This is a genomic window from Cupriavidus sp. HY129, from assembly GCF_059492215.1.
The window spans coordinates 965,196-989,597 of the sequence record NZ_CP083254.1 but is presented as its reverse complement, the minus strand read 5'-3'; the positions used below and the strand labels follow the sequence as shown (position 1 = coordinate 989,597).

22 protein-coding genes and 2 pseudogenes are annotated in these 24,402 nt (G+C 60.3%); 5 read left to right on the top strand and 19 right to left on the bottom strand.

Annotated features, from left to right (window positions below; genetic code table 11):
* Window positions 1-33: 33 nt before the first annotated feature.
* From K6G35_RS04580 to K6G35_RS04535, 10 genes and pseudogenes are all read right to left on the bottom strand, one after another.
* On the bottom strand, window positions 34-891 hold the full coding sequence (locus K6G35_RS04580; RefSeq protein WP_035881706.1) for a hypothetical protein: 858 nt from the start codon (window positions 889-891) through the stop codon (window positions 34-36).
* A gap of 666 nt (window positions 892-1,557) precedes the next feature.
* Window positions 1,558-2,274 (bottom strand): annotated as a pseudogene (locus K6G35_RS04575) (transposase); the annotation flags it as partial.
* Entirely contained in the window at window positions 2,237-2,977 is a 741-nt protein-coding gene (locus K6G35_RS04570; RefSeq protein WP_152564848.1) for a hypothetical protein, read from the bottom strand. The gene K6G35_RS04570 and the pseudogene K6G35_RS04575, both read right to left, overlap by 38 nt.
* Window positions 2,978-3,500: 523 nt before the next feature.
* Complete coding sequence (locus tag K6G35_RS04565; protein WP_160172184.1) at window positions 3,501-4,109, bottom strand: HXXEE domain-containing protein; 609 nt, start codon at window positions 4,107-4,109, stop codon at window positions 3,501-3,503.
* Between the two features lie 113 nt (window positions 4,110-4,222).
* Complete coding sequence (locus K6G35_RS04560; RefSeq protein ID WP_035881676.1) at window positions 4,223-5,761, bottom strand: efflux transporter outer membrane subunit; 1,539 nt, start codon at window positions 5,759-5,761, stop codon at window positions 4,223-4,225.
* Window positions 5,762-5,782: 21 nt separating this feature from the next.
* The gene (locus tag K6G35_RS04555) at window positions 5,783-6,895 is read right to left on the bottom strand and encodes an ABC transporter permease (RefSeq protein ID WP_035881675.1); all 1,113 of its coding nucleotides are present in this window, start codon (window positions 6,893-6,895) and stop codon (window positions 5,783-5,785) included.
* A gap of 4 nt (window positions 6,896-6,899) precedes the next feature.
* Window positions 6,900-8,033 (bottom strand): ABC transporter permease, encoded by a 1,134-nt coding sequence (locus K6G35_RS04550; protein WP_035881673.1) that lies wholly within the window; start codon window positions 8,031-8,033, stop codon window positions 6,900-6,902.
* Window positions 8,030-8,899, bottom strand: a complete 870-nt coding sequence (locus K6G35_RS04545) for an ABC transporter ATP-binding protein (RefSeq protein WP_411431787.1) — start codon at window positions 8,897-8,899, stop codon at window positions 8,030-8,032. The genes K6G35_RS04550 and K6G35_RS04545 overlap by 4 nt, the downstream gene beginning before the upstream one ends.
* Before the next feature lie 468 nt (window positions 8,900-9,367).
* Window positions 9,368-9,727: pseudogene (locus K6G35_RS04540) on the bottom strand (ATP-binding cassette domain-containing protein); the annotation flags it as partial.
* A 95-nt stretch (window positions 9,728-9,822) separates the two neighbouring features.
* Window positions 9,823-10,818, bottom strand: coding sequence for an HlyD family secretion protein (locus tag K6G35_RS04535; protein WP_035881671.1), 996 nt, complete (start codon window positions 10,816-10,818; stop codon window positions 9,823-9,825).
* Between the two features lie 106 nt (window positions 10,819-10,924).
* Between K6G35_RS04535 and K6G35_RS04530 the strand changes: the two genes are divergently transcribed.
* Entirely contained in the window at window positions 10,925-11,599 is a 675-nt protein-coding gene (locus K6G35_RS04530) for a TetR/AcrR family transcriptional regulator (protein WP_035881670.1), read from the top strand.
* A gap of 371 nt (window positions 11,600-11,970) precedes the next feature.
* Here the strand turns inward: K6G35_RS04530 and K6G35_RS04525 are convergent, their stop codons facing one another.
* A complete protein-coding gene (locus K6G35_RS04525) occupies window positions 11,971-12,891 on the bottom strand; it encodes a LysR family transcriptional regulator (RefSeq protein WP_035881669.1) in 921 nt (306 codons plus the stop codon).
* Window positions 12,892-13,032: 141 nt separating this feature from the next.
* On the opposite strand from K6G35_RS04525, the gene K6G35_RS04520 reads away from it, so the two are divergent.
* The 3 genes from K6G35_RS04520 (at window position 13,033) to K6G35_RS04510 (ending at window position 15,934) form a co-directional block, all read left to right on the top strand.
* Entirely contained in the window at window positions 13,033-13,770 is a 738-nt protein-coding gene (locus K6G35_RS04520) for an SDR family oxidoreductase (RefSeq protein ID WP_495676332.1), read from the top strand.
* 71 nt (window positions 13,771-13,841) lie between these two features.
* Window positions 13,842-14,846, top strand: coding sequence for a zinc-dependent alcohol dehydrogenase family protein (locus tag K6G35_RS04515; protein WP_035881667.1), 1,005 nt, complete (start codon window positions 13,842-13,844; stop codon window positions 14,844-14,846).
* Between the two features lie 74 nt (window positions 14,847-14,920).
* Window positions 14,921-15,934, top strand: coding sequence for a zinc-dependent alcohol dehydrogenase family protein (locus K6G35_RS04510; RefSeq protein ID WP_234706945.1), 1,014 nt, complete (start codon window positions 14,921-14,923; stop codon window positions 15,932-15,934).
* A 599-nt stretch (window positions 15,935-16,533) separates the two neighbouring features.
* Here the strand turns inward: K6G35_RS04510 and K6G35_RS04505 are convergent.
* The 5 genes from K6G35_RS04505 to K6G35_RS04485 all read right to left on the bottom strand — a co-directional run bounded on the left by K6G35_RS04505 (window position 16,534) and on the right by K6G35_RS04485 (window position 19,171).
* Window positions 16,534-16,800, bottom strand: coding sequence for a hypothetical protein (locus tag K6G35_RS04505; protein WP_035881666.1), 267 nt, complete (start codon window positions 16,798-16,800; stop codon window positions 16,534-16,536).
* A 115-nt stretch (window positions 16,801-16,915) separates the two neighbouring features.
* Complete coding sequence (locus tag K6G35_RS04500; protein ID WP_495676138.1) at window positions 16,916-17,041, bottom strand: hypothetical protein; 126 nt, start codon at window positions 17,039-17,041, stop codon at window positions 16,916-16,918.
* Window positions 17,042-17,778: 737 nt separating this feature from the next.
* Complete coding sequence (locus K6G35_RS04495; RefSeq protein ID WP_495676137.1) at window positions 17,779-18,255, bottom strand: hypothetical protein; 477 nt, start codon at window positions 18,253-18,255, stop codon at window positions 17,779-17,781.
* Between the two features lie 67 nt (window positions 18,256-18,322).
* Window positions 18,323-18,649, bottom strand: a complete 327-nt coding sequence (locus K6G35_RS04490; RefSeq protein WP_035881662.1) for a hypothetical protein — start codon at window positions 18,647-18,649, stop codon at window positions 18,323-18,325.
* Window positions 18,650-18,712: 63 nt separating this feature from the next.
* Complete coding sequence (locus tag K6G35_RS04485; RefSeq protein ID WP_324608883.1) at window positions 18,713-19,171, bottom strand: hypothetical protein; 459 nt, start codon at window positions 19,169-19,171, stop codon at window positions 18,713-18,715.
* A 350-nt stretch (window positions 19,172-19,521) separates the two neighbouring features.
* Between K6G35_RS04485 and K6G35_RS04480 the strand changes: the two genes are divergently transcribed.
* Window positions 19,522-19,761, top strand: coding sequence for a helix-turn-helix domain-containing protein (locus tag K6G35_RS04480; protein WP_080709673.1), 240 nt, complete (start codon window positions 19,522-19,524; stop codon window positions 19,759-19,761).
* Between the two features lie 868 nt (window positions 19,762-20,629).
* Here K6G35_RS04480 and K6G35_RS04475 read toward each other — a convergent pair.
* Genes K6G35_RS04475 through K6G35_RS04465 form a run of 3 tightly spaced genes read right to left on the bottom strand, consistent with a single transcriptional unit; the run spans window position 20,630 to window position 24,316 of the window.
* Window positions 20,630-21,091: a group II truncated hemoglobin gene (locus K6G35_RS04475; RefSeq protein ID WP_495676136.1), complete on the bottom strand. Its 462-nt coding sequence runs from the start codon at window positions 21,089-21,091 to the stop codon at window positions 20,630-20,632.
* Between the two features lie 15 nt (window positions 21,092-21,106).
* Entirely contained in the window at window positions 21,107-23,662 is a 2,556-nt protein-coding gene (locus K6G35_RS04470; protein ID WP_040011197.1) for an ABC transporter permease, read from the bottom strand.
* A gap of 57 nt (window positions 23,663-23,719) precedes the next feature.
* Window positions 23,720-24,316 (bottom strand): DUF4126 domain-containing protein, encoded by a 597-nt coding sequence (locus K6G35_RS04465; RefSeq protein ID WP_035881657.1) that lies wholly within the window; start codon window positions 24,314-24,316, stop codon window positions 23,720-23,722.
* Window positions 24,317-24,402 lie beyond the last annotated feature (86 nt).

Genomic DNA, 24,402 nt, shown 5'->3' with positions numbered 1-24,402 from the left:
CATCGGGGCCGTAGACACTAGGGCATTTGCAACCTATTGCTTTGATCGTTCGATCAGCCGCACGCACGCATGGATGGTAGCCAGGTAGTAGTAGAAGGCCCAGCTCAGCCAAATGGACGCATCGTAGTCTGTCTTTTGCTCCTTGTTATGGTGCCGGATGCCAAAATTGTTCGCGAGATTGAAGAGATCGGCTTCATCCTTGGAATGCAGAACGGCCCTTGCCTCACCCCGCAGGAATTCCAGCACGTCGGCCAGGTCCCGGACCGCATCCCTTCGCTCAGACAAGGCCCTGCGCCGATACTTTAGCTTTGCGCCCTCGACCCTTTCGCGAATGTTACTCGCGTCAGCATGCGGCAGTTCCGCGGCGAGAATCGGTGCGAAGACATCGTCGACCAGCGCGAGAATCTCTCCGCTTGGTGATAGCTCATAGCCACGGCCGTAGTCCCCCAGGATGTCGTTGATCTCGCGCCGAAACATCTCCCGCCCTGCCCGCGCATCGAACGTCTTATAGTGCCAGCCACATTCCGCGTACTGATGATAGTAGCCCTCAACACCCTCCGAGGCGTGGTCGTACAGAAACTCGATAACATCGAAAAGATCGTCTTCGGAGTAGTCGGGAATGTGCTCGCCAACGGGCCATAGCCCGTTACGACGTAACTTCCGAAATACGTACAAGCTTGGGTCAGCGCCGGCTTTTCCCGCGACATCGCCCTGGTCCACGCAACCATACCCAAACCATTCTTGGAAGATCCCGTTCTCTTCCAGACGGACATACGTCGCGAGAAAGAACCGCTTGAATTCGTCGAGCGTAAAGCCCTCGTCGGGCGGGCGCTTGCCTGCTCGTACGGAGTAATAGTGGCGACGTGGTGGCGATGGGTCTCGATTCGACATAGGAGGAGCGATTATCGTCGGCATTCAGCGGCAGGATACCTTACTACTCCGAATCGCTCCCCCAGCAGAGGGAAGGTTGCAGGTTTCCCAACTAGAGGATCCATTTGATTAGATGTCGTATCCGCACATCGGTCACCGGCTGGCTGCGCGGTCGAAGCCCTCGAACCGCAGGGGCTGGTTTGGCCACACCGCACCGTAGCGTGCGGCGCAATCGGGCGGCGTGACCTTCGTCGTCAGCACGCAGCCATGGAGATATCGGCGTTGATGACGCTCTACAAGGCGCTGGCATCGGTGATGAACGAGAACGAACAAGATCAAGCATGCAACGTCAAGACCGAGCCCTGACGCCTGAGGTCGCGATGATATGTCGCGTACTTCCGCAATCGCCTGGTTGTGGGACGAATTCTGCCGGAAGCAATTAGGCGCTGTGCGAGGCCTTCAACGGCCGTTATCAGTCAAGAGCAGCCTATCTCTTGGCGATTTCCAATGACCGAGATGGGTCGAGGCCGTGTGGAAACGTCTCTCGAATCTCACCAATGCGCGCCCTCTCCGGGGCGTAGCCTGCCTGATCGAATTTTCGGCTAATCCGATCGTGGGATGACGTCGAATAGTGCTAATGGCCCTTGAGGGCGATCTTCAGCTCATTTTTTGGCCGTAAATGGGTGCTTACGCACCCACCAGTCGCATCGCCTTCATTGTTTTCGAGAATCCGAGAATTCTGAGCACGCGCTTGAGGTTGTACGCCAGAACATGCAGGCTCATTTCAGTACCTACATTAGGTAGCGTACGCGTCAGGAAGTGCGTGTAGCCCATCCAATGTTTGAAGGTACCGCAGACATGCTCGACAGTTCGCCTGCGAACCGTCATGGCATCAGGAGTCTTGTCGAGCCGGCGCTGGACGGCCTCCAGCACTTCCTCATGCTCCCATCTCGAGATGCGCCGGTACGGACTCGGCGTGCATTGAGATCGCATGGTGCATTGAGGACAGGCACTACTCCAGTAGCGGCGTAGCTGCAGTCCATGTTCTTCTCTGGTGAAGCGGTATATCGCACGTTCACCGGCGGGACATTGATACTCATCGTCCCTGGCAATGTAGATGAAGTCCGCCCGAACGAATCGACCGCCCACCTTCGCGCTGGACCTTGCTGGCTTGGGCAAGATGGCAGCAATGCCCGTATCCTCGCATTCCTTGATCTCCAGCCCACTGTAATAGCCACGATCAGCTATGGCTTTAAGCTTGGTCTTACCCATCGCATCGCGAGCTGCTTGAGCCATGGAGCTAAGCTGCGCCCGGTCGCTGCCGGCATTTGTGACCTCGTGAGCAACGATCAGATGGTGCTTGGCATCAACGGCCATCTGTACGTTGTAGCCGACCATTCCAGATTTCCCAATACAGTTTGCCAGTTTGCTCGTCTGGCTGTTTGTCCTTCCTGTCACGGGTGTAGAGCGCGTAAGCAACTTCACTTGCGTCGGGGGAGAGGGCGTAATGACTCATTCCATCGTATCGCGACAGCTTGCCAGGCATGAACAGGTTGATCTGTGAGTATGCACCGTCGAGATGAACCATGTAGATTGCTTCGGAATGGGCCACCAACATTACACCGCTAGAACTCGCCCAGGTGGCTTCACCATAGTTGGGCGACCCAAGTTTCGGACGCTTGAGGCCGGGGGTGTCATCGAGCAATTCAGGAGGAAGCTTCCATAGGGATTCCGTCCCACCCGTCACGTCGAATACGCCGAATTCCAGCCTCCCGGGTTTTTCGTTCCAGAGCGTGCGCGCCTCAATAACAATCGGCCCATTCTCGGGGAGTGCATCAATAAGGGGTAGGTGGTGCATCGGTATCGGTGGAAATGCCTCAGCGGAAATCCACAACGTCAATAGAGCAATGAAAAATGCCCCACGAATCATTCTCGGCACGGCACTCTGTCGATCATATGAACCGATCACATGGATGGTGCCTAGCCCGATTGACATATCGATATCCCGATTTTTATAGCCGATCCCAGCCAAAAATTCAGGCGAGGCACGATGCCGGCAGAAGCGAATACAGCGGCTCGCTTTGGGAGAGCCGCCAGGTCTCTTCATACTGTCCGTGCAGACATTTCCATTCTGTCACAAGGCAGCCGCCAAATTCATTCCCGAAGCGGTTTGCAGAGTCACCCCACGCTCACCATGCGTCTGTACGATAGCCAACGATAAGCCATGGAAGCCGTGTATCAACTGGCGAGTCAAGTCCAGAACCCGCCGTTCGGCAGAGAAGGGGATAAATGGCTGAGAAGGGTCGGGAATACGCGCTACTGACTGGCTCCTTCCAAACAACTGAATTCCACTGACCGCTTTCCGGCGATGAGTTTGAAGAGCGGGCAGACACAGCCCGACCCAATCCGGTCAGGCAGCGTTCTACAAACCGGTCAGTCCGCCAAATCCAGATTTTGCAAGCTGGAGTGCCACTAAGCGGCCGTCGGCGACGACACGCAATCGGCCAGATTGAGGCGTCGACGGCGGAGGTCCCAAACGTCCTCCTCTCCCCGAACAACGGACAGCCCGAGCTGATATGCCTCCCCTGTCAATCGTGTTCACCGCGGCAGGGAAATCTGCAATTTGCGCGCTATTCACCAAGGATCGACTTTCGTACGTTGCGCAGAAAGTCTAGATAGCTCATTCCGGTTGATCGAACGACGATCTGCTGCGCCATACCTACGCAGAACAGCATATATAGAAACACGAACAACCAGTCGACAGCTCGCATAAGCTTGTTTTTGATCGCGAAGCGAATGGAGTAGACGCCGACCGGGAGCAGAAGACATGTCGCCGTGGCGAGTCCAGGCGTGTATGGTACGTGGCGATCGAACATCCAGATCCCCAGCGTATGCATGACGAATTCGAACACGCCGAGAACCATTGGGACCATGGTCAGGAAGATGCGGCGAGGGAACAGGAGCGGTGGCCCGAACATGAGCAGGACGACCGCCGATAGCACTAGCTCGCCGAAATGCGGATTTACAAGCGTGAAATGGAGCCTCTCTTCAACCATCTCCACAAAACCACCGGGAATGCGAAGCTCTTCGTTGATGTGGAGGGCGACGAAGAAGAACTGTATGCCGACCATGCGTTGGAGGATCGGTATTCCGGACCATCTGGCCAGGACAAAGATGAACGCCGCGAAGCCCAGCGCGCTGACAATATTGATCAGGTTTGACATGAGCAGCTCAGTCATGTACACCCCTCTTTTGAAGCCATAGACTGTGCGCAACCTCATGACTTGCGCGATTCCTCACCAATGTGTGAGACGTACGAAACGTCGAACATTGCAAGCTCATCGTGGCAATGTCAGTTCTCAGCTCCCTGCGACGGCGAGCCTATGGGTGCGTTACCCAAAGCCTTGTTCACTGTCACGAAGCGGGTATTCAGACGCCCTTGGCTAGCTACCAAATCGTGACGTGCCTGCAGATAGCTACGCTGGCTGTCAAGCACAGGCAGGAAGTCGATCGCCCCACCGTCATAGCGGGCCTGCGCCAACTGATAAGCCTGCTGTGTTGCCTCTACCCTGCTTTGAAGTTCCCGCGCCTGATGTTGCTCTGCAGCGTAGCCGCTCAGGGCATCATCGATCTCGTGCCAGGCCAGAAGCACGGTGCGCTGGAAGGCAACAGCAGCCTCCTGCTGCTGAAGTTCGCGCAACTGCACCACGCTCCTGCGTCGGCCTTGATCGAACAGCGGCAGATTCAGGGTGGGTCCTATCGACCAGGTGCGACTGCCCCAGTCGGCAAATTCGCTACTGGAAAAGGATTCGAACCCGAAGCGTGCGCCCAGGCGAATGCTGGGATACAAGTCAGCCTGCGCAACGCCTATGCTCGCCGTCGCGTTATGCAGGCGTGCTTCGGCGGCGCGGATGTCCGGGCGGCGTCGGGCAAGCTCCGAGGGCAGGCCCAACGCCAGATCTGGCAACGCCGCTCTGGCCTCGCCCTTCAGCGGCTGCAATTCGTCGTGCAGCGCGCCGGGCCGTTCCCCTAGCAGCAATGCAATCTGGTTGGCGCTGGCCGACTCCTGCGCCAACAGCGGCGGCAACTGGGCCTTGGCTGCCGCCAGTTCCGCGCGCTGCTGTTCCAGACTCAGGTGATTGATGGCACCGCCCCGCACTTGTGCGTCCAGCAATTGCAATCGATCCGAAAGTACCGAGATGTCCTCACGCAAGAGGCGAATTTGTTTCTGGGTCGTCCGCAGTTCGAAGTAATTGCGCGCCACGTCACTGGCCAGGCTCAGGCGAGCGAGATCCAGCAGCGCAGCATCCCGAGCCACGTCAGCGTCCGAAGCTTCGACCGACCGCCGAATGCGCCCCCAAAGGTCAATCTCCCAGGATAGATCGAAGCCTGCCTGATAGAGCGTAAACGGCTGAGCCAGCAGCGAAACCACTTGGTCGCGAAACGGGCCGCTGGGCAACAGCACGTCAAGCAGGCGCACGCCGGAGCCGTTTTCACTAAGGCGCTGACGGTTGATGCCTCCATTCAGGTCGATTTCCGGGGCCCACTGGGCTTCTACCATCCGACGCTGCGTACGCGCTTGGGCAAAGCGTAACGCAGCAGTCAGCAAGTCAGGGCTCCCCTCGAAAGCGCGCTGTTGAAGGCGATTGAGCACTGGGTCACCGAAGGCGCGCCACCAGTCAGAAGGCAGCGCCTCGGCCGTTGCGGGCACCGAACGCAGGCTGTCATCTGCGCTGCGCCACGCGGTCCAGTCTTCAGGGGCCTGCGGTTCGGCTTTGTTGAAATCCGGCCCGACTGCGCAGCCGCTCAGTGCCAGCGCCAACAGGCTCGCCGCCAGCGTGTGGGGAACAGCATGAAGCGCGGTGCGCGAGGTTGGGCGTTCAAATGGCATGGCAGCAATCCAGTCCAGTAATCAGGCGAGTCGGTGTCTGAACAACCAGGCGGCCAAAGGCAGCGTGATAGCCGCCACCACCAACAATGGAATGAATTCCACTGCGACGTCAGCCAACCCCGCGCCTTCCAGGTAGACACGGCGAACAATGGAGATTCCGAACCGCAACGGGTTGACGTAGGTCGCTGCTTGCAGTATCGCTGGCATGTTCTTCGCCGGAGTCAGCAAGCCTGACAGCAGCATCAGCGGCATGATCAACAGGAACGTGTAAAGCATGGCCTGCTGCATGGTCAGCGACAAGGCGGAGATCGACAGGCCGATGCCCACTGCAGCAAAGTTGAACATGAGCAGCCCCCCATACATCAACCAGACCGATCCGTTCATGGGAATCTGGAACCAGAACCGGATGACCAAAAAGATGATCGTGGACTGGATCAGCCCAATGAAAATCGATGGGAGTGCCTTGCCAATGAGGATCTGCATCGGCGTGAGCGGCGTGACCAGCAACTGATCGAACGTGCCTTGTTCGCGCTCGCGCGCTACCGACAGCGCTGCCAGCAACAGGGTCTGAAGCATGCTCAACGCTGCGATCATCGCGGGCATCAGGTTCCAGCGCGACTCCAGGTTGGGATTGAACCACGCGCGACGCTCCACCGTGACACCTCCGCCGCCTGTCCGCCTTTTGTTGTAGTCGGCCACGATGGAGCCGACATAGCCAGCGGCCGCGCCAGCCGTAGTTGAGTTTCGACCATCCAGTATCACCTGCAAAGGCGCTTGCTGGCCTGTAGCAAGCAGGTTCTCGAAGTCCGACGGGATACTTAGCACCATCAGTGCATCGTTGGCGTCGATGACGTCGGCAATCTGACGCGGCGAGGCCAGCGTGGCGACACGCTGGAACACGCCGGTTCCATCCAACCGCGTCAGCAACTCGGTCGAGGCCGCACCACGACTCTGGTCAAGCAAGGCATACGGGACATGCGTGAGATCGTAGGTGGCCCCATATCCGAAGAGCAGCGATTGCATCAGAGCGGGTGCCAGCAGGATGGCGCGGCTGGCCGGGTCCTTGACGATGGCTAAGAGCTCCTTACGGATAAGGGCAGCAATCTGGGCGAGATAAGCGAAAAAGGCACTCATTTCATCACTCCAGAGTCTTGCGCAGGGTACGGAGCGTGCCGAAAGTCAGGACGACGGCATACAGCAAAAGGATCGTGCAATTGCGCAGGATCTGCGGCCAGTTATCGCCAGCCAGGAAAAGGGTCTTGACCAGACTCATGAAGTGGGTCGCGGGCAAGACTTGGCCGACCGCCTGGATCACGACGGGCACGTTGCGCAGATCGAAAACAAAGCCCGACAACATCATTGCCGGCATGAAACTGGTCAGCAGTGCCATCTGACTGGCTTTGAACTGACTGCGCGCCACACCGGAAATTAGCAATCCCAGTAGCAGGGATACCACCAGATACAGCATGGAGGCGACCAGGATCACCCAGAGCGAGCCGCGAATCGGCACCTCGAACAGGAACCTGGCCGCCAGCAGGCAGGTCACCACGTTGATCGCCCCGATCACCAGATAGGGCACCAGCTTGGCCAGCACAAGTTCCAGCGGCCGCACAGGGGTAACGAACAGCGATTCAAGCGTGCCGCGCTCCCATTCACGTGCAATCAAAAGCGACGTCAGGAAGGCTCCGATTAACGAAAGTACCAGCACGAGCAGGCCTGGCACCAGGTACCAGGTGCTGTTGCCGGCCTCGTTGAACCACATTCGCTGCACCACGGCAACGTTGCCTCCATTGGCCCCCCTGCCGCCGGCGCGGTCCATCTGCCGCTGCGCCCAGGAGCCGATGGCCCCGCCCACGTAGCCTTCGATCGAAGCCGCGGACGTGGAGTCCGCGCCATTGAGCAAAAGCTGTATGCGTGCATTACCCGAGGCGAGCTGGCGCGAAAAATCCGACGGTATTCGCACGATGCCATCCACCTGGCCGGCGCGCATCAAGGCCTCGGCCTGGGCCATGTCATGAACCCAAGTTGGCGCAAGGTAGCGTGAGCCCTGCAGACCAGCCGTGACGTCGCGCGCCGCTGGCGAGCTGTCTTCCAGCACCACGGCGACCGGGGCGTTCTGGACATCGAGTGACAACCCGTAGCCGAACAGCAGGATCAGCATGACCGGTAAAAGTAGCCCAACAGCGAGGTTGCTCTTGTCGCGCAGCATCTGGCGGACTTCCTTGCGCAGCAGGGCGGTAACGCGCCGTCTGAATCCAGGTGTGTCCCTCATGCTTTGGCTCCCGCCGCGGCTTGCTGGCGCTTGACGCGTTCCTGCTCGACGATCGCAATGAAGGCACTGTTCATATCGGCCCCGGCACCCCCACCGGCCTGCGTGCGCACTTGTTGCGGCGTACCGAGCGCCAGCAACTCACCGGCGTCCTGGATGGCGATGCGATCACAGTACTCCGCTTCTTCCATGAAATGCGTGGTGACGATGATCGTGACTCCCGATTGCGCCAGCTTGGTGATGGTGCGCCAGAAGGCGCGGCGCGCAAGCGGATCGATACCGCTGGTGGGTTCGTCGAGGAACAGGATGTCCGGTTCGTGCAGCACGCCCGCCGCCATGGCCAGACGTTGTTTATAGCCGCCAGGCAGGATACCGCTGATGGCCGCCGGGTCGAGATCGAACTGGGCGATCGTGTCGGCGACGCGCCTGCGCAGCGCTTGGCCGCGCAGGCCGTAGGCGCCACCGAAGAACTCCAGGTTCTCGCGCACGGACAAGTTGCCGTAGAGCGCGAATTTCTGCGACACGTAGCCGATCCGTGCGCGGGCTTGGGCGCGGGCGGTGCGCAGGTTGACCCCAGCAACCTGCAGATGACCGCTGGTGGCTGGCAACAGCCCGCAGAGCATGCGGAATGTTGTCGTCTTGCCAGCGCCATTGGGGCCAAGCAGCCCGAATATCTCGCCACGGGCGACATCGAAGGTAGTGCTGGCGACCGCAGTAAAATCACCGAACTTGCGCACGAGGTCGCGCACCACGATCACAGGCGCATGCGGGTTGCCGCGCACGGGCTGAGCGGTCGTCGCAGCTTGCGGCGTTAGAGCTGCCGGATTTCCGTCGCTCGCTTTAGGCGACTGGTGCCGGCGCAGCAGCATCATGAACGCGTCTTCAAGCTCTTCGTCGCGCGGCTGAGTCTGGGCGTCATGCAGCAAGGTATTCAAGCGCGCTTTATCGGCGTCGGGTTGGCGGATAAAACTCACCGCGCCTCCTCTGGGTACCGCGTCGATGATCGAAGCTTCCGCGTCGATGAGCCGCGCCTGGAGGTCGCGCGCCGGCATGCCCGCAGGCGGCGCGGCCGTGTAAGTCAGTCCGCGGGCGCGCTCACGCAATGACGCTGGCGCACCTTGCTCCAGCAAACGCCCCTCATGCATCACGAACACCTGGGCACAGCGTTCCGCCTCATCCATGTAGGCGGTGCTGACAATAACGCTCAGATTCTCGTCATCGACCAGTTGCTGCACGATCTTCCACAGATCGCGGCGCGACAAGGGATCGACTCCGACGCTGGGCTCATCGAGCAGCAGCAGGTCCGGCGACCGCACCAGGGTGCAGGCCAATCCGAGCTTCTGCTTCATGCCGCCGGAGAGCTTTCCGGCCGGTCGCTCGACAAATCGCACCATGTCGGTCATGTCCAGCATGCGCTTGAAGCGCTGGCGACGCACCGCCTCGGGAACGCCATGCAGATCGGCATACAGATCCAGGTTTTCCTGCACGCTCAAGTCCTCGTAGAGGCCGAAGCGCTGCGGCATGTAACTGATGCGATCCTGTACCGCCTGCGGGTGACTTGTTACATCGATATCCAACACGCGCAAGCTGCCGGCATCCGGCTTGACCAGCCCGGCCAGCATGCGCATCAGCGTTGTTTTGCCCGCGCCGTCCGGGCCGACCAGCGCAGTCAGTTCGCCTCGCCGGATAGTCAGAGATAACTCGTTGACGGCGTGTAGCTGCCCTCCCGTTGGCGAGGTGAAGGTCTTACGCACCTGGTGAGCGGCGACGGTCGTGTCAGGGCCGCTCATCGCTACACGCCGGTGGCGAAGCGCACCGTGGCTGGTTGACCGAGGCGCAGTACATTCTCGCCATCTTCGACCAGCACACGCACCTCATAGACGAGACTTGTCCGTAGCTCCTCCGTCTGGACGGACTTGGGCGTGAACTCTGCCACTGACGAGATGTAGCCCACCTTGCCGCTTATCGGCTGGTCGGGATGGCTATCTGTTGTCACACGCGCTGCCATGCCTGGCCTGACCTTTCCCAGATCGGTTTCCGACACGTAGACCCTCACCCACTTGGGCTGCGCCAGGGCCAATGCGAATACTGGGCGCAGCGGCGTCGCCATATCCCCCGGCTCCAGCAGGCGCGAGCGCACCACGGAGTCGGCGGGCGCTTTTAATTCACCTTGCGCGATCTGGTGCTGCAACAAAGCCAACTGCGCTTGCGAGGCCTTGAGCTGTGCTTCGGCGCCGCTCAGGTCTTCTTTGCGCGGCCCCTGTTCAACCAGGCGCAGCGCCTCTTGTTGGTCGACCACCTGGGCCCGGGCGACCTTCAGGCTACTCTGTGCTCGTTCAAGGTCCTGTGAACTGACACCGCGACCCTGCGTATTGGCAGCGATGCCCTGCAGACGCGCGAGATCCTGTTCCACGCGTGCCGCATCGGCCCGCGCCGCGGCAACGCGGCTGCGAGCCTGCGCGACTTCCTCCGGGCGCGATCCGTTGCGCAGCTTCAGCACCGTTTGCTGCTGGACCTCGATCTGCGCCTGCGCCTGTTCCGCCTGGAGCTGCAATGTGCGCGTGTCGAGAACGCCGACAATGCTGCCAGCCTTGACGCTGTCGCCCTCGTTGACGCGCAACTCTGCAATCCTCCCGCTGCCGTCGAAGGCCAGCGAGATCTGCCGGATATCGACATTTCCGTGCAGCACAAGATCCTTGTCGCCCCTTCCCGCGCGTCCCTGCCACCAGAACCAGCCCGCGATGACTAACGCAAGTGCAATCACTATGGCTATGATTGGCTTCTTCATGAGCGGGCTTCCGAGTTAGATTCCAAGGATTTCAAACAGCATAGCAGAGTTAAAATTCAATTTAAACTATACTAGTAAGGTAGACACCCGTCTTGAGAGACATTCGATGAGCAAGGCTCCGCGCGGGACTCGCGCCGATGGCGAAGCGACCCGTGCCCGTATTCTGGAAGCAGCAGGCGAGTTGTTTGCTGCCGCCGGCTACGCCACCACCACCAGCAAGGCGATCGCCGCTCGTGCGGGCGTCGATCAGGCTTCGATTAACTACCACTTTGGCAGCCGCAGCAGGCTATATCAGGCTGTCGTGGCGGAGGGCCATCGGTATTTCGTGAGCGTCGACGACTTGCGGGCGTTGGCCGAGAGCAAGCTCAGTTCGTCGCAAAAGCTTTGGATGCTCCTTGATCTGCTGGTCCAAGGTGCGACGAGCGGGTGTCGGGGCTGGCATCTGAAGGTTCTGGCGCAAGAGCTACTCGCGCCATCGCCGCATCGCCAGACGATCCTCCAGGATGTGGCACTTCCGAAGCTGTCATTCATTAAGGCCATCATCAGCGAAATTGCAGCAATTCCGGAAGATGATCCAGCGCTTATGCGATGCATTCTCAGCGTCCTGGCGCCAAGCGCGATGCTGCTACTGAATTCGGTGGGCGCACCGGGACCGCTGGCGACGGTGCTGACAATGCCAAGAGAGGCGCTAACGCGCCATCTTCATATCTACGCATTGGGAGGCCTGGAAGCGATCCGCCGCGAGCGTGCCCTCTCACACGACGCTCTCGGGCCAAGGTAGTAGCCGAAGGTTCATTGATCCACTTCCGGTGAGAATTAAGGCTGGTCGCCAGCCAGTACGAACAAGAGACGATCACCACGACATTGGAGGCTCAACGAAAAAAACATCGCCCAGCCTCGGTTCCACATGACCGGTTAGGTTCCGCCATGCGCCATTGCTAGCTCGCACCGTCGTCGGCGCCGAAGGGTCGGAGTGAGTCTGCCCGCCCTTCAAACTCATCGCTGGAAATCGGCCAGTGGAAGCCAGTTGCCTGGAAGGGGCCAGTCAGCAGGGCGTACTCCGACCCATCTGGGACGTACGGCGCAATATTTGACATGTCCATTTGACGTCCAGCAGCGGACGTCCGAACGCATCTGCGCCATTCTCCCGCCTCACTCCGGATCAGACGCGGCTGGTTCAGATGTCGGGGTCAGTGCTGCAACGAGGCGATCGTGAACGAGACGTATACGTGCCGGTACAGGCCCTCGCTGCGGGCGGTACACGTAGAGATCCCAGGGATCGGGTTCCAGCGCGGTCAGTACTGCCGCGAGACGGCCGGCGGCAATGTAGGGGCTAGCAAGGAAGGACGGCATCTGGCCAATTGCTAGGCCGGCAAGGACGGCTCGGCATTCGGCCTCGCTGTCGTTGACGATGAAACGCGGTTGGGGCGGGACCCATTGCACGCCGCCTGCGAACAGCCAAGGCCAGGGGCGCCCGGTGCTGGCATCGAGAAATGCCGAGGTGGGCAGCATATCAAGCTGCTCTAGGCTCTCCGGCGCCCCGACTTGTTCAATCAGTGCGGGGGAGGCAACCACGTGAAAGCGCTGGCTCGACACGCGGCGCGCGACAAACCGGTTGTCGCGCATGAAGCCAAAACGCACTCCGATATCGATCTTCTCGTCCACCACATCCGAGTGCTGGTCGCTCAAGTGCAGATCAAAGCGTATCTGCGGGTGATCCAAGGCAATTTCAGTCAGCACCTCGAGCAATCGAAGGCGCCCCAGCGCCACTGGAGCTGTAAGGCGCACCAAGCCGCTTAGCTCTTGCTCGTCCTGCACATCGCGACGGCGAAACAGCGCATCCATCTGTTCTACGCTTGCCCTGGCCTGGCTCGCCAGCGCTTCGCCATAGGTCGTGATGCGCATGCTGCGGGTGTTGCGATGGAACAGCAATTCACCTTGCAAATGTTCCAGATCTTTCACGGCACGCGTCACCGCTTGCGGTGAGATGCCGAGGCGCGCCGCGGCGTCCTTGAAACTGTTGGCCTCGGCGGCGGCAACAAAGATGCGCAGCATTTCGAGTCGGTTAAGCATGTGCCCTCCACGCTACTTGATTCTATTATTCCTATTTTATTGTTTTTAAAATCCAAACACTTCCATTTTTTGTGAACCGTGCCCAGACCATACTGCGATGCAGCAGAAGGCCTCCTCCTTCCGTCACATCAGGAGCAAATCATGAATATCGCAGGCAAAGTCATCGTCATTACCGGCGCCAGTAGCGGTTTGGGCGAAGCGACGGCACGTCATCTGAGCGGCCTGGGCGCATCGGTGGTACTGGGCGCGCGCCGCGCCGACAAGCTGCACGCCATTGCGCAAGACATCATCAAGGCCGGTGGCAAAGCCGAAGTCGTAGAGACTGACGTAACACGCGCCAGCGATGTGAAAGCGCTGATTGACAAGGCGGTGAGCGTATTCGGTCGCGTTGACGTGCTGGTCAATAACGCTGGCTTGATGGCCATCGCACCACTGTCAGAGCTGAAGGTTGACGAGTGGGAACGCATGATCGACATCAACGTCAAGGGGGTGCTGCACGGCATTGCTGCGGCATTGCCCGTCTTCGAGCGGCAGGGCAGCGGCCACTTCATCAACATCGCGTCGGTTGCCGGTATCAAGGTCTTCAGCCCTGGTGGCACCGTGTATAGCGGCACCAAATTTGCCGTGCGCGCGATCTCCGAGGGCTTGCGGCATGAGGTTGGTGGAGCCATTCGCACGACGACCATCGAGCCGGGAGCGATCGATTCTGAACTCAAGCTAGGTAGTTCGCATGAACAAAGTTCAGATTTCGTGAAGGACTTCTACAAGATGGCCATCCCTGCCGCCTCGGTGGCGCGCGCCATTGCCTACGCCATCGAACAGCCGGCCGATGTCGATATCAATGAGATCGTTCTGCGCCCCACGGTGCAGGAATTCTGATCACAGCCGCTTGACCGTCCGGCCTTGCGTCGGACGACTCCCCCTACTGATTGCTATTTGAAGTAAGCCTGATGACTACCACGACCAACATGCGAGCCCTGATCCTAGATAACTACGACGGCTCGCCGTTCCGCGATGCTCGCATCGACCTGGCTCCGCCAAAGCCCGGCCACGTGCAGGTGAAAATCCATGCCAGCGGCGTCAATCCGATCGACTACAAGATCCGGACCGGACAGGCGCCGTACGCAATGCCAGAGCTTCCGGCCGTGCTCGGAACCGATATGGCTGGCGAGATCGTTGCCATTGGACCTAGCGTCAGTGCTTTTGCCGTTGGCGATCACGTCTACGGCCTGACCGGAGGCGTGCGTGGCTTGCAAGGATCGCTGGCCGAGTACGCTAATGTTGACGCCGCCTTGCTAGCGCCTAAGCCGAAGAACCTGTCAATGCGTGAAGCCGCGGCAATTCCTCTAGTGGCGCTGACTGCGTGGGAAGGCCTGGTTGATCGCGCCAATGTCCAACCGGGCCAGAAAGTCCTGGTGCAGGGAGGCTCCGGCGGCGTTGGTCACTTGGCAGTACAGATTGCGAAGGCACTTGGTGCCGAGGTGTTCGCGACGGCATGTACCGAGAAACTGGAAATGGTGCGCGAGTTGGGCGCCACAGCAATCGACTACACGAAGGTCGGTATCGAGCAATACGTGCAGGACTACACCGGCGGCGAGGGTTTCGACATCGTCTACGACACCGTAGGCGGGCCCACGCTGGAAGCATCGCTCGGTGCAACGCGCCACTACGGCCGAATCGTGAGTTGTGCGGCGTTCGGGCCGCACAACCTGGCGATGTCTTCACTGCGTTCGGCTGACATCAGCGGTGTTTTCGTGCTGCATCCGATGCTCAGCGGCGAACGCCGCGCTCATCACGGGGATATTCTGCGTCGCGTCGCCGAATTGATTGAAGCGGGCAAGGTCCGCCCGGTACTCGACGCGCGACACTTCACCCTCGATACCGCAATGGCCGCGCACGACGCTGTCGAGCAGGGCGCGAACGTCAAGGTCGTGATCGACGTTATTGCTTCCTGAGTTCGCAATACAAGCTACAAGCATGGCGTCCTGCTCTTGGCGGACGCCGTTTCAGCTATGGGGAACCATCGAGCATGAGCATGGGAGCCGATTTGAGCAGCGTGCGTGTTGTGCGCTTTCACCAATTGGGCGGGCCTGAAGTCTTGCAGATCGAGACTATGCGCCGCTCAGCACTTGGGTCAACCGACGTACGCGTTGCCGTCAAGGCACTCGCGCTCAATCGTGCGGATGCCATGTTCAGGCGTGGCCAGTACATCGAGACGGCGAAGCTGCCATCGACCCTCGGCTATGAGGCCGCGGGGGTTGTGATCGAGGTCGGCGATGCCGTGACGGACCTGCTAGTGGGCGACGCGGTGTGCGTCGTCCCACAACTAGGGGCTTCTCGTCATGGCAGCTACGCGGATGAGCTGGTCGTGCCACAGCAACATCTGGTGCTCAAGCCGGCAAGGTTGTCATTCGCCGAAGCGGCCGCCGCGTGGATGCAATACCTGACACCCTACGGCGCGTTGGTTGAGATTGCAGACTTGGGCCAAGGAGACACGGTGCTAATTACCGCGGCATCAAGCAGTGTTGGCCTAGGGGCGATACAGATAGCCAAGTTGCTGGGCGCGATACCAATTGCGACTACGCTCACCCGTGACAAAAAATCGGCGGTGATGGCTGCGGGTGCGGCACATGTCATTGCCACGGAAGAAGAATCCCTTCTGGGACGCCTGCAGGCAATCGTGGGGGAAAATGGGCTACGCGCTGCTTTTGATGCTGTCGGCGGCCCGCAATTGGCTGACATCGCCGAAGTCATGAGCCCGATGGGCGTATTGATCGTGCATGGAGCGTTGAGCCCAGAACCTACGCTGTTTCCGCTCAAGACAGCGTTGCGCAAGAGCCTCAGCGTACGTGGCTACGTGTTCAGCGAAGTGGTGGGTGATGCCGAGCGCCTCGCCCGAGCTTGCCGCTTCATTCTCGACGGGCTTGCTTGTGGCGCACTCAATCCGGTGATCGATCGCAGCTTTGCGTTCGACGACATCGTGGCGGCACACCGGTATCTCGAATCCAACCAGCAGATTGGAAAGATCGTCGTGACGCTTTGAGCCATTGCCGCGATCTGAGGCAATTTAATTTAGAGGCGGACAGGGGCACCTCCATTGTCCTATCGTTACCGCGGGCACCGAGCCCCGGGATTGACTGACTCACACGCTCGAAAGCTGCCATTGGCATCCCGGAAGCCGGACGGCGGTTGTTGGCCGGGTTGAGGCAGGACCACCGGCGATTCGCTCGCCTGAAATCGGTCGTTGAGCGAGGACGGACGAGACCTCGGCTACTCAAATTAGACAGCGAGGTCGACCGACCGAAACTGGCCGATTGGATGAGGTCGCCAACGGCCGCTTGTTGGCACGCCAGCTCGCAGAAGCTGAGTTTGGCTGACTGACCGGTTCAGAGAAAGCTGTGTGACCGGAGTGGGTCGGCAACAGCCGTCGCGCCGCCCTCATGGAGCACGTTGCCCAGGAAGTGTTGTGATAGTGGCTGACATCACGACCGGTCTAGAACCATCGGTCGTGGCACATAGCGATGGCGGGATAGGAGAAGTGCGATTGGCATCCACCTGCGTCGCTGCGCGGCCGATGCAACGCGGTCGTTCGCCTAGCCTCAGAGGTAGCGAAAGGGGGCGCTCTTTCCTCATCGCTCAGTGTCAGCGGCGCCGACCCATCACTTCCCGTATCTGCTCAAAAGAGCGAACCCGGCCTTCGAGTGCATCTTTTATGCCTTTCTCGGCATCGGCCAGCATCAGCATACGGCTCCTCTCGCTTCGTTCTGGCTCGGGTTCGTCGCCGAGCGTTGCCGCATCCGCTGGACGAGCAAGTTCAGCATGACGAGGGATATCAAGTTCGATCTCTTCGTGTCCAGGCATCGCCAGCATGTTAGCAATCTTCGGCTCATCGATGGAATATTCGCCCATGCTTTTCCTTTTCAAGGTGTTGACGGGAGTAGTCGCGCCGACGAGCCGCCCTGACGATATCGAGCAGTGACTGTCCAGCGTTTGACGCCGTTGACCTGACACCAGCCTTCCCACACTAGATGCCGCCGCTCGCTGTTTCGCAGCGCATGGCCGACGCGTCAAAGCGAATGATGGTGCTGCTCACCTGACCTGCACCAGTATCGAGATCTATGCCAACCGGATGCGCATCGCCAGCATCCATCTGCAAGACACTCCAGTCACCCAAATGAAACGTCGGCTTGCTTGCCAAAGACTCTGTACCCCACAAGCATGCTTGAGCGAGGGCCGGCTCGGATATCGTCACGATACGGGCCACGGGCCACGGGCCACGGGCCACGTGGCCACGGGCCACGGGCCAGCCAAAAGTTTCATTGAGTTTTATCCCAAATGAAACTTCTCACTTTTCATGACTTCGTGAAACTCCTAGGTTGAGCCTGTGGCAGCATCGCTTGCACAACTTGTCTCTTTTAATCAGCCGGGTCGCTCCAGTTGCCTACGGTAACCCTCGCACTGAAACGCCAACGACTGCGATCGGCCGGCGCGCGACGCGCCGACACTTCGCTTGTCGCGCCGCCAGGCGCTCTTCCGTTAGTGACCTCGAGGCCCACCAGAGATTCCTTCCTGCCTGTCCAGTTCATCGAGTTCCGCGAAAACTCCCTCGGTTTCAACGAAATTTCCTTGCTCGATCTGCGCTTGGCCAAGCAACAGGATTGCCAACAAGACGGACGCCCGCGGGTCGCTCGTGGTCCCCACGGATCGCCAGATTTCCCCGTCAACAGGCGGCGTTTTCATAGCACTCTCCAGCGTCGGCGCAGCGTTAGGTCCATCTTGCCAAGCCCATCGCTGGGCCAGCGCCAATTCTCGCATGTGGCAGCGGTCCTCAGCCCTCACCGTTGGCGATGTTCCGGTTACGGCCTACTCGATTTCCCGCGCAAGACCTCATGCCAGCCGCAGGCAACTGGCGCCGCTAGAAACCGCAGCGCACTCGACGCGGATGCGTGACCCACCATTGCGCTGACGTCCGAGCACGAACTTGCGCTTCAGGTTGGCCATCGGCCGGTGTTGTGCGGATATACAGGGTTCCAGAGAACCTTCCCGACTCACATAAGCATAGTGCGCTGCATCGTCCTCGCACTCGTAAACCCACAATTCGCGCACGGCCTGGCATCCGCGCATCGGCAAGATAGCGTCGACCTTCACTCGATCGAGACTTGGTAACCGTTCGAGTTCTTTCATCAAGATGCCAATAGTGGGTACGAACACGACAGTGGGCGCCTCCTCCTGCGCCCCGCCCGCGTAGTGCAGCAGGAACGGCGTCGTATCAAACGTCGCTACGACCGCCTTCCACGAGGCCACCTGTGCGCCAGTCTCGTCCTCAAGGACATTCAAATGCCATTCGAATTTTGTTACCAGCATCGGGAAACCATTTACTTGGAATTACTAAGGAACCGAGAACGGGTTGTCTGCTGTGGCACGAGGGCCCTCACTCCGGCCTCACGGTCTTGCGATAGTGTGGGGTGACATCGGTCCAGCTCCTGACGTGGTTGACTCGGCACCAGGCTTCCCATACATACCAGGCTTCGCGGGTAGAGAGCCCCTCCGTCTCGTGCAAAACATAGATGCGACCACTTGCCGTCTGACAGCGCATGGTCGAGACATCAATGCGAATGATGGTGCTACTCACCTGGCCGGCGCCGGTATCGAGATCGATGCCAACCAGATGTTCTTCGCCGGCGTCCGTCTGCACAACGCTCCAGCCACCCAGGTGAAACGTTGGCTTACTGGCCACAGAACCGGTACCCCAAAGCATGCTTGACTCTCCTACGGGAAATCGAAGGCCAGACGAAAGGAGCACGTCCAATTCAGCTTTCGTTCAGCGGTGTCCATTCAAGAAGTCCTCCCAATCCCACGCATAGGCGCAGTCCCTCGGAAACGGATCCTCGCGGATCCCCGGCACCGTCGGGTACCGAATGTTTTCAGCGAAGAACGTGCGAGCCGGCTCGGGGATCTCCCGCAGCCGGACATAGGGAATATTGGATTCACTGGACCGGTGGATCGGCACATCTGGCACGGTTGGCCGCTGGGGCAGCGCCTCGTCGACACATACGGCGCGAGCCACCAGATCCCAGATGCTCGCGGACCAGCGGGGGTAATCGCGCACTTCGCCCGTCATCGTGTCTGGCAGAAGTTCGTCTCCAAGCAAGACCCGATAATCGGCGGCCGCGCCGCCACGCGTACGCACAATCTCGCCGACCGCAAGAACACAGCGACCTACAGTGCCGCCGTTCGGCAACAATTCGACAGTAAGGCGCAGCACGGTTATCGACTCCATCTGCGTCGCACGTCATGGCCCGCACTCTGATCACGGCCATACTCTTCCGGCGATCATTCGGTACTGAGCAAGGCCTGCTCGTGCAAAGCTCGCCAAAAATCAAAAGGCTGGGCTGCGTGACCTTGATGCGTTTTAGGTTCCGCTTCCACTCTCAAATCTCAAAGGGCATCCCAGGCGACATCGAGGTTGAGTGGAGTGGTTGAAATTAAGGCCTCGGCAAGCCCGCCCGACACTTCTCAGCGTCACACAGGACAAGTTTAGCGTAAACACTAAATTCTTAGCTAGTAAGTTCTGTACCCCGCACTCGTCTATCGGTAGAAAGAGGTACTCTAAGATCACCTATCGATAGGATGGACCTCCCTCATGCATTCGGGCATGCCGTCCGAATCGCCCGCGAACAAGCCGGCCTCACTCAACAAGAACTAAGTGAGCGATCCGGTGTGCATTCGGTTTCGCTAAGCAAACTTGAGCGAGGTGCAGCAGAGGCTCGTCTGCTGACAATGGAAGCTCTAGCACGTGGATTGTCGCTAACCCTGTCAGAGTTGTTACGACGCGCGGAGGGATTGCAAATGACTCAGCGAGAGTCTTAATGCGCTAGGCAGACCGCACTGCCTGTAGCAAAAGTGTGATCTGTATTCGACGGTCGACCAAACTGGTACTGGCCAGCCCTATTGTCCAAAGCCTCAGAATCGAGTCTGTCCGCAACGGGCGCGGTCGCCAGGTGCCCCGCTTTATCGCTTGCAAACGTTGGAACACGCGTGCGTTCTCGGAAGCAATTGATCACCGCTGCTAGACGTAGCGCGATTGCCGTCGCAGCTTTTTTGTCCGGACGTCTTACCCAATTCCATGCGAATCGCTACGTGCAAACAACGTGCTGGTACCAGGTGACAATCGCGCCGTCGGTAAGAGTTCCCCCACTCAATTTACGGCAGGGAAATATGGGCAAACATTATTGGCTTGTGTGAGCTTTATTGCCTTGTGCAGAGTTTAATGGAACCGTCCACAAGCAGGCTGAGATGGCGATCTCTTGGACTCGATCACTTCATCCGACGACGAATCATGTAATACACACATGCCTCGGTCAGCCTGACTGCTTGCTGGTAGACCCCAGAGAGAGCAACGTGCCGGCGATCTAGGCTGATCGCACGCGTGGGTCTACATGCACGCCGGTGCGCGAATCAGCCCCTCCAGCGACGCCTCAGCCGAAACCAGGAAAAGCGGACAGCGTTCACGCAAATGGTGCATAGGCATTTTGCCGCAGCAGATTGGCGGCAGGGCACCAGAGACATGCACTTCCCGGCCATCCCAAACGTCCAACGTCGCACACATATCTGTGGATAACCCTGTTGATAATGTGTTGATATGTTGTGGGCAATCGTGCGTGTTTCCGAGGAAGTTACCCTCCCTATCTACCAACTAGATAGATACAGACCAAACAACAACACCCCGGCCGGTCAGTCAATCTAACTTCCTTACTAACGATTGTTGGTTGACCATCCAGTCCGCAGTCTGGAACAACGCCTGCATCAGCCGCATCTGCAGATCTTCCGACAGCCCCACGTCCTGCATCGCCAGTGCCATGCAACGCATCCACTGGTCACGTTCGCTGGTGCCGATCTCGAACGGCAGGTGGCGCGCACGCAGGCGGGGATGGCCGAAGCGCTCGATAAAGTAATTCGGCCCGCCCAGCCAACCGCACAGGAACCAGAACAGCTTGTCGCGCGAACCCTCCAGCGAGTGCGGATGCAGCGCGCGCAGGCCGGCGAACTCCGTCTCCAGGTCCATCAGGTCGTAGAAACGATCGACCAGTTCGCGCACGCGCGCCTCGCCGCCGATCAGTTCGTACGCGGTAATCTGTTCCCGCTGCTCCTCGGGCTGGTTGGACTGCCCGTCGGGCGGGTTGGTGGATTCGGTGCTCATGGCGATACAGGGAAATCAGACGTCGCGCAGCGTCGCCAGCGCCGGTTGCCGCAATACCTCGCGCAAACCGAGCCAGCCGCCCGCAAAAGCGCAGATCATGCCAGAAACCACGCCGACCGGTACGATCCAGACGTTGAATCGGTACGGGAAGTCGAACACGTACTGCGACAGGCCCCAACCCACCCCGATCGCGCCGACGCTGGCCAGCAGCCCCGCCAGTCCGCCGACCACGAGGAATTCCGCGTACTGGGTCTGGCGTACCAGCGCCGCCGACGCGCCTAGCGCCTTGAGCAGCCCGGCATCGCGCTTGCGCTCGTCACGCGCACCGGATAGCGCCGCATAGAGCACGGTCACGCCAGCCAGCAGCGTGAAGACGAACAGGAACTCCACGGCGGCAATCACCTGGTCCAGGACCTGCTGGATCTGCCGCAGGATCAAGTCGGTGTTCACGACTGTGATGTTCGGGAATGCAGCGGCAAGCTGATTGCCAAGCGCGGCCTTGGCGGGCGGCAGATGGAACGCGGTGATGTAGGTCTCGGGCAAGCCCTGCATCTTGGCCGTCGGCAGAATCACGAAGAAATTCACGCGCATCGAGCCCCAGTCGAGCTTACGCAGCGACGTAACGGGTGCCTCGACGGTCTGCCCGGCCACATCGAACCGCAACGTGTCGCCAAGCTGGATATGTAGCGTCTTGGCGATGCCCTCTTCCACCGACGCGCCACCTTCGTCCCAGCGGCCCGAGGTGACTTGATTGCCTTCGGGAAGCCGGTCCATGTACGACAGGTTGAACTCGCGCTCCACCAGATTGCGCGCGCGTCCCTCCGGGTAGCTCTCGGCCTGGATCGGCCGGCTGCCGATCTGCGTCAGGCGGCCGCGCACCATCGGATAGAGCAGATCTTCCACGCCATCCTTTGCCAGCATCGCTTGCAGCGGATCGCGTTGATCCGGCTGGATATTGATGATGAAGCGATTCGGCGCATTGGCCGGCGTGGCGTTGCGCCAGGAATCGATCAGGTCGTTGCGCGTCATACCCAGCAGCAACAGCGCCATCAGCCCGACGGCAAGCGCAACGGTCTGCAGCACGGTCACGCCACGGCGGCGTTCGAGCACGGCCAGCGCGAAGCGCCAGCCGACATTGCCGCGCGCGCGGCCACGCATCACGCGCGATAGCAGGTGCAGCAGGCCCAGCGCCAGCACCGCAAACGCGATACCTGCGCCAACAAACCCACCAGCCGTGGTCATCCCGAGCTTCAGGTCGCGCGCCGCCACGAGCAGCAGCGCCACGAAAGCACCGAGCCCGAGCGCATAGGCCACCCAGACGGACACGGGCGGTACGCCGATATCGCGTCGCAGCACACGCAACGGCGCCACACGCGTCAGCGCCAGCAGCGGCGGCAATGCAAAGCCCACCAGCAATACCAGCCCCGCGGCCACGCCGATCAGCGCGGGCACCGCCGACGGATGCGGCAACGACACCTGCAGCAACCCGCCGAGTGACATCAGCAATCCATAGTGCGCCAGGTAGCCCAGCACCACGCCCACCACCGCGCCGCCGAGGCCGAGCAGCGCGAATTCGATCGCGAAAGCGGTCAGGATCTGCCGGCGTGACAGGCCCAGGCACTTGTAGACCGCGCAGGCATCGGTGTGGCGCTGCATGTAGCGGCGGGCGGACATCGCGATGGCAACCGCCGCGATCATCGCCGACAGCACCGCCACCAGCGACAGGAAACGCTCGGCGCGATCGAGCGTGGCACGCATCTGCGGCTGCCCCGATTCCAGAGACTCCACGCGCGTATTGCGCAGATGCCGGCGCTGGATTTCGTCGGTTGCCCACTTCCGATACCCCTCGCCTGCCGCATCGGATCCCGCAACGAGCAAGCGGTATGTCACACGGCTGCCCCAGCCGATCAGCTTCGTCGCATCAAGGTCGGACAGCGGCAACAACACACGCGGCGCGAAGTTCATAAATCCCGCGCCACGATCGAGTTCCTGCGTGAGAATCCGGTCGATATAGAACGTCTTGCTGCCGAGTTGCAGGCTGTCGCCAACATGCAGGCCGAGCGCGATCAGCAGCGCTTCGTCGACCCACACCTTGCCCGGGGCGGGAATGCCCTCCGCCACCGTCTCGGCGCCGCCCGGCGCACTGGCCACCTTGAGCCGGCCGCGCAGCGGATAGTCGCCGGTCACCGCCTTCAGCGCCGCCAGCTGGCTCGGTGCCTCGGCATGTTCGGGCGCGCCTTTCACGCGCGCCGTGGCCATGCTCGGGAACGTGACAGTCTGCGCCACCCGGAGTCCATCATGCTGCGCGCGCTCGGCGAAAGCCGCGTCGAATGGCTGGTCGGAGATCAACAGCACATCGGCCGCGATCATCTGCCGCGCGTCGCGCTCCAGGCCCAGACGCATCCGGTCCGCCAGAAAGCCCACGCTGGTCAGCGCCGCCACGGCCAGCACGAGCGCGAACAACAGCAGTGTCAGTTCCCCGGCCAGCCAGTCCCGGCGGGCCATGCGCAAGGCTTGCCGCCAGGCGGAAAAACGCGGCTGAGAAGCTATGACGGTCGTTTCGGCAGACATCGGCGATCGGTTCAGGTTATCTATCGGTGTATCGGCGCACTAGGGACAATAGGGACACTAGGGGCGCTGGTTGTCCGCGTTGCTGCGCAGCCCGGCGTGCAGACGCCGCACGCCACGCCACAGCTTCGGCAGCAGCCATGCGGCAGTGATCAGGAACAGGACCAGCAGGATCAGGAATACCACGGGCAGGAAGAACGCCAGCAGCAGCCCGCCGGCCGTGGTGATGTCTTCGGTGAATGAGGCCACCCAGTTCGAAAATGGTTCGGGCGACACATTGATCAATGCCCGCGTGCCCGCCTTCGTCGCGTGGGCGGTGCCGGCAAGCGTGCCGCCGATCAGGCCGGCCGCCACCATCCATTGGGGATCGAGCTGACCGAATGCGGCGGCAGCCAGGATCGCCCCGGCGGGAATGCGGATGAAGGTCTGAATGCCATCCCAGACCGTATCGAAGCCCGGCACCTTGTCCGCGACGAACTCGGCCGCGGCCATCGCGCCGGCAATGCCGATCACCCACCAGGACTCGAGCACGTGCAGGCCTGACGGCAGGTCGAGCCAGCCAAGGCGGGCCAGCACACCAGCCGTCAGCACGGCCAGATAGAGACGAATGCCGCTGGCCCAGGACATGCCTGCGGCCAGCGCGGCGGTTTCCAGCATTGCACTCCTCGCGTTTGTCGCGGTTTATCGCTATTTGTCGCTGCGGACTTGCGAAGAGTGTAATACGCCTGCGCCCAGGCGCCTCT